Here is a 9332-nt window from a genome sequence, read left to right as displayed (position 1 = left end):
CCGCCGCTTCGGCGTCGCCCGCGGCTTCGGCTGCGCCCGCGGCTCCGGCTGCGCCCGCCGCTTCGGCTGCGCCCGCCGCTTCGGCGTCGCCCGCGACCAGGCCTGCCGCACCTGCGGCCCGCGCGGGCACGCCGGCCCGTCCGGGGCCGAAGCCGGCCGGTCCGAAACCGACCCCACGCGAGTCGGGTACCCGCGGCGCGCCCGCCCCGGGCCCCCGTCCCGCACCGCGTCCGGGTGCGCGGCCGGGAGCGCCGCGCCCGGGCAACAACCCGTTCAGCTCCAGCCAGGGAATGCAGTCCTCCCGTTCACGCCCCGGTGACGGGGGGCCTCGGCCGGGCAACAACCCGTTCAGCCCCAGCCAGGGCATGCCCCGTCCGCAGCAGCGTCCCGGCGGCCCCCGTCCGGGCGCCCCTCGTCCCGGCGGACCGCGTCCGGGAGCGCCAGGTGGCGCAGGTCCCCGTCCGGGCGGTCCGCGCCCGACCCCGGGCATGATGCCGGAGCGCAGCACCCTCGGACGTCCCGGAGCCCGACCCGCCCCCGGGCGCGGTGGCACCGGCGCCGGCGCCGGCCGCGGTGGCCACGGCGGTCCGGGCGGTGGGCGCGGCGGCTTCGGCGGTGGCCCCCGCGGCGGCGGACCGGGTGGCCGTGGCGGCACCCAGGGAGCCTTCGGTCGCGGCGGCAGCCGTCCGGTCCGGGGCCGCAAGTCCAGGCGTGCCAAGCGCCAGGAGTTCGAGCAGATGCAGGCGCCGACGATCGGCGGCGTCACCGTCCCCCGCGGCGACGGCTCGACCGTCGTGCGGGTGCGGCGCGGCGCGTCCTTGACCGACTTCGCCGACAAGATCAACGCGAACCCCGCCTCGCTCGTCACGGTGCTGTTCCACCTCGGTGAGATGGCGACGGCGACGCAGTCGCTCGACGAGGACACCTTCAAGCTGCTCGGTGCCGAGCTCGGCTACGACGTCCAGGTCGTGTCCCCCGAGGACGAGGAGCGCGAGCTGCTCGAGTCGTTCAACATCGACCTCGAGGCCGAGGCGGCCGCCGAGGAGGACGAGGACCTCGAGCCGCGACCGCCGGTGGTCACCGTCATGGGCCACGTCGACCACGGCAAGACCAAGCTGCTCGATGCCATCCGCTCCGAGCACGTGGCCGAGGACGAGGCCGGCGGGATCACCCAGCACATCGGTGCCTACCAGGTCGTCACCAGCCACGAGGGCAACAAGCGCGCCATCACCTTCATCGACACCCCGGGCCACGAGGCGTTCACGGCGATGCGGGCCCGTGGTGCGTCGGTGACGGACATCGCGATCCTCGTCGTCGCCGCCGACGACGGCGTCATGCCGCAGACCGTCGAGGCGCTCAACCACGCCCAGGCGGCCGGCGTGCCGATCGTGGTGGCGGTCAACAAGATCGACAAGCCGGAGGCCAACCCCGCCAAGATCCGCCAGCAGCTGACCGAGTACAACCTGATCGCCGAGGAGTACGGCGGCGACACGATGTTCGTCGACGTCTCGGCGAAGCAGGGCACCAACATCGACGGCCTGCTCGAGGCGGTCCTGCTGACCGCCGATGCCGCGCTCGACCTGCGGGCCAACCCGAACAAGGACGCGCGCGGGGTGGCCATCGAGGCGCACCTCGACAAGGGTCGCGGTCCGGTCGCCACCGTCCTGGTCCAGTCCGGCACGCTCCACGTCGGCGACGCCATCGTGGCCGGCAACGGTCACGGCCGGGTCCGGGCCATGCTCGACGAGCACGGCAACAACGTCGACCAGGCGCTGCCGTCCCGACCGGTCCTCGTGCTCGGCCTGACCTCCGTGCCGGGCGCCGGCGACACGTTCCTCGTGGCGCCGGACGACCGCACCGCACGCCAGATCGCCGAGCGTCGCGAGGCCGCGGCGCGGGCGGCCTCGCTCGCCAAGCGCCGCAAGCGGATCTCGCTCGAGGACCTCAACGAGGCCCTCGCCGCGGGCAAGGTCGACACGCTCAACCTCATCCTCAAGGGCGACGTCTCCGGATCGGTCGAGGCGCTCGAGGACGCGCTGCTCAAGATCGACGTCGGCGACGAGGTCGACCTGCGGATCATCCACCGGGGCGTCGGTGCGATCACCCAGAACGACGTCAACCTCGCCACCGTCGACGACGCGATCATCATCGGCTTCAACGTCCGGCCCGCCGAGCGGGTGGCCGAGCTGGCCGACCGGGAGGGCGTGGACATGCGCTTCTACTCGGTCATCTACCAGGCGATCGACGACGTCGAGTCGGCCCTCAAGGGCATGCTCAAGCCGGAGTTCGAGGAGGTGCAGCTCGGCACCGCGGAGGTCCGCGAGGTCTTCCGCTCCAGCAAGTTCGGCAACGTGGCCGGGTCGCTGGTCCGGTCGGGCGAGATCCGACGGGGCGCCAGGGCCCGCATCGTGCGCGACGGGACGGTGGTCGGCGAGGCCGAGATCGCCGGGCTGCGGCGGTTCAAGGACGACGTCACCGAGGTGCGCGACGGCTTCGAGTGCGGTATCAACCTCGGGTCGTTCAACGACCTGCGGGTCGAGGACGTGATCGAGACCTTCGAGATGCGCGAGAAGCCGCGCGCCTGACCGCAGCAGCAGACCCGGTGCCCGAGACGTTCGCGTCACGGGCACCGGGCCGTGGTGCCTGCTCCACAGCGGCTGCGGACCCGCGCGGCGTCGCCCCGCAGGGCGGGGCGCGCTCGGGCGGGCAGCAGATCCCGCACGGCGGTGTCCCGGCTAGGGTGATGTCCTGGGCTGCCCCCAGCTCCCTCGCCCGCCCCCCCGAGCCCAGGAGGTCGTCATGGCCGATCCCGCCCGCGCACGCAAGGTCGCCGACCGGATCAAGGTCGTCGTCGCGGAGTACCTCGAGCACCGGGTCAAGGACGAGCGGCTGGGCTTCGTCACGATCACCGACAGCCGGGTCACCGGCGACCTGCAGCACGCGTCGGTCTTCTACACCGTCTTCGGCGACGACCAGGCCCGGCAGGCGACCGCCGAGGTCCTCGAGGCCTACCGCGGCCGGATCCGCTCGGCCGTCGGCAAGCAGATCGGCATCCGTCTCACGCCGTCGCTGGAGTTCATCGCCGACGCGCTCCCGGAGGGAGCCGCCCACCTCGAGGACCTGGTGGCCCGCACCCGCGCCCGGGACGCGGAGCTGGCCCGGGCTGCGGCCGGGGCCCGGCCCGCCGGGGAGGCCGATCCGTACCGGAAGCCGGCCCGGAGCGAGGAGGGCGACGACGGCCCCGGCCCCGGCGCCGATGCCTGACGGCCTGCTCGTCGTCGACAAGCCCGCCGGCTGGACCAGCCACGACGTCGTCGCGCGGACCCGGCGCGTGGTCGGCACCAGACGGGTCGGGCACGCCGGCACCCTCGACCCCATGGCCACCGGGGTGCTGGTGCTCGGCGTGGGCCGGGCGACCCGGCTGCTGACCTTCCTGACCGGGTGCGACAAGGCATACACCGCCACGGTCCGGCTGGGCCAGTCGACCGTGACCGACGACGCCGAGGGCGAGGTCGTCGACTCGCCCGGGGTGTCCGACCGGGCGGGCGTCGAGGCCGCGCTACCGGGTGCGGTGGCGCGGCTCACCGGCACCATCGAGCAGGTGCCGAGCGCGGTCAGCGCCGTCAAGGTGGACGGGGTGCGCAGCTACGCGCGGGTCCGGTCCGGCGCAGCGGTCGAGCTGGCCGCCCGCACGGTGACGGTGAGCCGGTTCGAGGTGCTGCGCACCACGCCCGCGCAGGCCACGGCCGAGGACGGACGGACCCTGCCGGTGCTCGATGTCGCCGTCGCCGTCGAGGTGTCGTCGGGGACCTACGTGCGTGCCCTGGCTCGCGACCTCGGGCGCGACCTGGGGGTCGGGGCCCACCTGACCGCCCTGCGACGCACCCGGGTCGGTGCCTTCACGATCGCGGCGGCCACCCCCCTGCCCGCGCTGGTGGAGCGGGGCGCACGCGAGGGCGTGCGCGGCATACCCCTGCTCTCCCCGGCCGAGGCGGCACGCCGCCAGCTGCCGGTGCACGAGGTGTCCGCGCAGGAGGCCGCCCGGCTCGCGCACGGGCAGCCGATCCAGGCGACCCCGGGCGGGGGCGCGGCGGTCGCGGCGATCGACCCCGCCGGCCGGCTCGTCGCGATCCTGGACGAGACCCGGCCGACCGCCCGGTCCCGGGTCGTGTTCCCGCTCGGTTGACGCGTGGGCCGGGGCCGCTCGGGCGACCACTACAGTGGTCGCCGTGCAGCGCTGGTACGGAACCGACGAGATCCCCGCCGACCTCGGGCCGACCGTCGCCACCCTCGGCAACTTCGACGGGGTCCACCGCGGGCACCGCGCGGTCCTGAGCCGGGTCGTGTCCGAGGCGCGCGACCGCCGGGCGGTCTCGGTGGCCGTCACCTTCGAGCCGCACCCCGTCGCGGTGCTCTTCCCCGACCGCGCCCCGACGCTGATCACCTCACTGGGACAGCGGCTCGAGCAGCTCGAGGCGGTCGGCCTGCAGGCCACGCTCGTGCTCGAGTTCACGCGCGAGTTCGCCCAGGAGACCCCGGAGGAGTTCGTGCGCGGCACCTTCGTCGAGGCCCTCCATGCCGACGCGGTCGTCGTCGGCAGAGACACCCGGTTCGGCGTGCGCAACTCGGGCGACGTGGGCACGCTGCGCCGCCTGGGCGCGACCTTCGGGTTCGACGTCATCGCCCTCGACGACATCGGCGAGGGAGCCCGCTGGAGCTCGACCCAGCTGCGGTCGGAGCTCGGGGCAGGCAACGTGGCCCGTGCGGCCGAGATCCTCGGCCGGAACCACCGGGTCTCCGGCACCGTCGTGCACGGCGACCACCGGGGCCGCGAGCTCGGCTTCCCGACCGCCAACCTCGAGCTCCGGCCCGAGGGACTGGTGCCCGCCGACGGCGTCTACGCGGGCTGGCTGCTGCGCCCCGGCCTGCCCGTCGGGCACCCGGACCGGACCCTGCCGGCGGCGATCTCGATCGGCACCAACCCCACGTTCGACGGGCAGGCCCGGCGCGTGGAGGCCTACGTGCTCGACCGGACCGACCTGGACCTGTACGGCGAGCCCGTCTCGATGGAGTTCGTCGAACGCCTGCGCCCCACCTTGCGGTTCGACTCGACCCAGGCACTCGTCGCCCGGATGGCGCAGGACGTGGCGCGCTGCCGGCAGATCCTCTCGGCGACCGTGCCGACCTGACCTACCGACCTGACCGGCCCGAACCGCCGGTCGGGCGGCGGATCGGTCACGGTGGGATCTCATCCCCTCCGGAGACGGCGACCGGCGCTCTCCCGCGTGGGATCATCCGCAGCAGGTGGCCCGCGCCGGGGCCGCCGTGACCCGAAGGAGTGCCGCCATGCCCCGACCCACGGTGTCCGACGAGCAGGTCGACCGGTCCGTCCTCGACGGGCGCGCCCCCAGCGTCGGTGCGCTGCTGCGCCGACGCGTTGCCGCCAGCCCGGAGGCACCCGCCTTCCAGTACTTCGCCGACCCGGACCGCCAGGAGCTGACGACCGTGACCTGGGCGCAGGCGTACGAGCTGGTCGAGGCCCTCGCGGCCGGGCTGATCGACCTCGGGATCGGCCTGGAGGACCGGGTCGCCGTGGCCTCGCAGACGCGCTACGAGTGGGTCGTCGCCGACCTGGCCGTCGTCTGCGCGGGTGGGGCGACCACGACCGTCTACCCCACCACGATCGAGGAGGATGTCGCCTACATCCTGACCGACTCGGGCAGCTCGATCGTGTTCGCCGAGGACGACGAGCAGGTCGCCAAGCTGGCCGGTCGGCGGGAACAGCTGCCCGGGGTGCGTCACGTCGTGACGTTCACCGGGTCCGCGTCCGACGACGGGTGGGTCACCACCCTGGCCGACCTGCAGAACCGGGGCCGCGCCGCACTGCAGGAGCGCCCCGACCTGGTGAGCAGCCGGATCGACGAGATCAAGCCGGAGCACCTGGCCACCCTCATCTACACGTCGGGTACGACGGGGCGACCCAAGGGGGTGCGCCTCGTGCAGGACAGCGTCGTGTACGAGGGCGCGGTCATCGAGGCGTGCGGGCTGCTCGGGCCGGACGACGTGCAGTTCCTCTGGCTGCCACTCTCGCACGTCTTCGGCAAGATGCTCGTCGCGACCGCGCTGCAGATCGGCTTCCGCACTGCGGTCGACGGCCGGATCGACAAGATCGTCGACCACATGGCGATCGTGCGGCCCACCTTCATGGCCGGTCCGCCCCGGATCTTCGAGAAGGCGCACGGCCGCGTCGCGATGATGTTCGCGGGCGAGACCGGGGTCAAGAAGGCGCTCATCGACTGGGCCCTGGGGGTCGGCGGGCAGATGCGCGACGTCAGGGAGCGGGGGGACTCGCCCTCCCCGCTGCTGGTGCTGCAGCACGCCCTGGCCACCGCGCTCGTGCTGTCCAAGGTGCAGGCCCGCTTCGGCGGCCGGGTCCGGTTCATGATCAGCGGCGCGGCCCCGCTCGACGCCGAGGTCGCCAGGTGGTTCGGCGCGGTCGGGCTGCTCGTGCTCGAGGGCTACGGCCTGACCGAGACGTCATCGGGCACGACGGTCAACCGCCCCGCACCCGGGTGCTACGCCTTCGGGTCGGTCGGCTGGCCGCTGCCCGGGACCGAGGTGCGGATCGACGAGCAGGACGGCGAGATCCTCGTCAAGGGCCCCGGCGTCATGCGCGGCTACCACGACAACCCCGAGGCCACCGCGGAGGTCCTCTCCGCGGACGGCTGGTTCCGCACCGGTGACATCGGCCGCCTCGACGAGCGTGGCTTCCTGCACGTCACCGACCGCAAGAAGGACGTCTTCAAGACCTCCGGCGGCAAGTACGTCGCCCCGGCGGCGATCGAGGCGAAGTTCAAGGGGATGTTCCCCTACGTGAGCCAGTTCGTCGTGCACGGCGCCGGCCACAGCCACGCCACCGCGCTCGTGACGCTGGACCCCGACGCGATCACGACGTGGGCCGCCACGCACGGGATGGCCGGCCGGAGCTATGCGGAGATCGTCACCTCTCCCGAGGCGCGGGCGCTCGTCCAGGCCGCCGTCGACGAGCTCAACGCCGGTCTGAACCGGTGGGAGACGGTCAAGCGGTTCACGATCCTCGACCACGACCTCACCGTCGAGGGCGGGGAGCTGACCCCGAGCATGAAGCTGCGCCGCCGGGCGGTGACCGCCAAGTACCGCGACGACCTCGACGAGCTCTACGCCGAGGCCTGAGCGGCGGGGACCGGCGCGGCGGTTATGCCGCCCACGTTCCGGGCGTGGGCGGCATACCCCTCCTACACTGGGGCGATGCCCGGCGAGTCGATCTTCCCCGCCCTCGAGCCGCTGCTGGAGCAGGTGAGCAAGCCGATCCAGTACGTCGGTGGCGAGCTCAACTCCGTCGTCAAGGACTGGCAGGTCGGCGGGTTCGGCCCCGGCGGCGTGGAGCTGACCACCCGGTGGGCGCTGATGTACCCCGACGCGTACGAGGTCGGGCTGCCCAACCAGGGCGTCATGATCCTCTACGAGGTCATCAACGAACGACCCGACGCGCTCGCCGAGCGCACCTACGCCGTCTGGCCCGACATGGAGGCGGCGCTGCGGGCGGCCGGGCTGCCGCAGTTCACCGTGGACGGGCACCGGGCGGTGCGCGACTTCGACATCCTGGGCGTCTCCTTCGCGACCGAGCTCGGCTACACGAACCTGCTCACCGCGCTCGACCTCGCCGGCATCCCGCTGTATGCCGCCGAGCGGGCTCTCGCGGACCCACTGGTCATCGCGGGCGGTCACGCCTCGTTCAACCCGGAGCCGATCGCGGACTTCGTCGACGCGGTCGTCATCGGCGACGGGGAGCAGGCGGTCCTGACGATCACCGACATCGTGGGGGAGTGGAAGGCCGCCGGCCGCCCGGGGGGCCGGCGCGAGCTGCTGCTGCGGCTGGCCCGCACCGGCGGGGTGTACGTGCCGTCGTGCTACGAGGTGAGCTACCTGCCCGACGGGCGGATCCGGCGGGTCGCCCCCCGCCCGGACTCGCCCGGCGTGCCGTGGCGCGTGGCGAAGCACACCGTGACCGACCTGGACGCCTGGCCCTACCCCAAGCAGCCGCTCGTGCCGCTGGCCGAGTCGGTCCACGAGCGGATGTCGGTCGAGATCTTCCGCGGCTGCACCCGCGGCTGCCGGTTCTGCCAGGCCGGCATGATCACCCGCCCGGTCCGCGAGCGCTCGATCACCGGCATCGGCGAGATGGTCGAGCGGGGCCTGGCCGCGACCGGGTTCGAGGAGGTGGGCCTGCTCTCGCTGTCCTCGGCCGACCACTCCGAGATCGCCGACCTCACCAAGGGGCTGGCCGACCGCTACGAGGGCACCCAGACCGGCCTGTCGCTGCCCTCGACCCGGGTCGACGCGTTCAACATCGACTTGGCGAACGAGCTGACCCGGGGGGGCCGGCGCTCCGGCCTGACCTTCGCGCCGGAGGGCGGATCCGAGCGGATCCGGCGCGTGATCAACAAGATGGTCACCGAGGACGACCTGATCAGCACGGTCGCCGCCGCGTACGGCGCCGGGTGGCGGCAGGTCAAGCTCTACTTCATGTGCGGGCTGCCGACCGAGACCGACGAGGACGTGCTGCAGATCGCCGAGGTCGCCCGGCGCGTGGTCGAGACCGGCCGGCGGGTGTCCGGCCACCGGGACATCCGGTGCACGGTCTCGATCGGCGGGTTCATCCCCAAGGCGCACACCCCGTTCCAGTGGGCCGCGCAGCTCGGTCCGGAGCAGACCGACGCGCGCCTGCTGAAGCTGCGCGAGGCGATCCGGGCCGACCGCAGCTACGGCTCCGCGATCGGGTTCCGCTACCACGACGGGCAGCCCGGTGTCGTCGAGGGGCTGCTCTCCCGGGGCGACCGGCGAGTCGGGCGGGTCGTCGAGGCGGTCTGGCGCGACGGCGGACGGTTCGACGGGTGGAGCGAGCACTTCTCCTACGAACGGTGGATGCGTTGTGCCGAGGAGGTCTTCACCGGGTCACCGGTGGACGTCGCGTGGTACACCACGCGCGAGCGCGAGCAGCACGAGGTGCTGCCGTGGGACCACCTCGACTCGGGCCTGGACAAGGACTGGCTCTGGGCCGACTGGCAGGACGCCCTCGACGAGCGTGAGGTCGACGACTGCCGCTGGACGCCGTGCTTCGACTGCGGGGTGTGCTCCCAGCTGGGGACCGAGATCGAGGTGGGCCCCACCGGCCGGAGACTGCTGCCGCTGACCGTCCTGGGTCACCGCGGCCCGGAGCTGGCCGAGCGGCGCTGACAACCCCGTCGAGCGGGAGCGAGAGGCCGGGTGGCCGAGGACTGCTGCACGCTCGA

6 protein-coding genes are annotated in these 9332 nt (G+C 73.5%); all 6 read left to right on the top strand.

Annotation, left to right across the window (positions count from 1 at the left end; all coding sequences use genetic code 11):
- Positions 1-2585: translation initiation factor IF-2 (infB, locus tag WMI84_RS14675; RefSeq protein ID WP_347354431.1), on the top strand; the 2585-nt coding region annotated here is incomplete at its 5' end.
- Positions 2586-2799: 214 nt separating this feature from the next.
- Positions 2800-3264, top strand: a complete 465-nt coding sequence (gene rbfA, locus WMI84_RS14670) for a 30S ribosome-binding factor RbfA (protein WP_347354429.1) — start codon at positions 2800-2802, stop codon at positions 3262-3264.
- Positions 3257-4186: a tRNA pseudouridine(55) synthase TruB gene (truB, locus tag WMI84_RS14665; RefSeq protein ID WP_347354427.1), complete on the top strand. Its 930-nt coding sequence runs from the start codon at positions 3257-3259 to the stop codon at positions 4184-4186. Before rbfA ends, truB begins: the two co-directional genes overlap by 8 nt.
- Before the next feature lie 43 nt (positions 4187-4229).
- Entirely contained in the window at positions 4230-5189 is a 960-nt protein-coding gene (locus WMI84_RS14660; RefSeq protein WP_347354425.1) for a bifunctional riboflavin kinase/FAD synthetase, read from the top strand.
- Positions 5190-5346: 157 nt separating this feature from the next.
- Complete coding sequence (locus WMI84_RS14655; RefSeq protein WP_347354423.1) at positions 5347-7212, top strand: long-chain fatty acid--CoA ligase; 1866 nt, start codon at positions 5347-5349, stop codon at positions 7210-7212.
- A gap of 75 nt (positions 7213-7287) precedes the next feature.
- Positions 7288-9276: a TIGR03960 family B12-binding radical SAM protein gene (locus tag WMI84_RS14650; protein ID WP_347354421.1), complete on the top strand. Its 1989-nt coding sequence runs from the start codon at positions 7288-7290 to the stop codon at positions 9274-9276.
- Positions 9277-9332: the final 56 nt, after the last annotated feature.

The organism is Intrasporangium sp. (genome assembly GCF_039812505.1).
Lineage (GTDB): Bacteria > Actinomycetota > Actinomycetes > Actinomycetales > Dermatophilaceae > Intrasporangium_A.
This window is presented reverse-complemented; position numbering and strand designations above follow the sequence as displayed.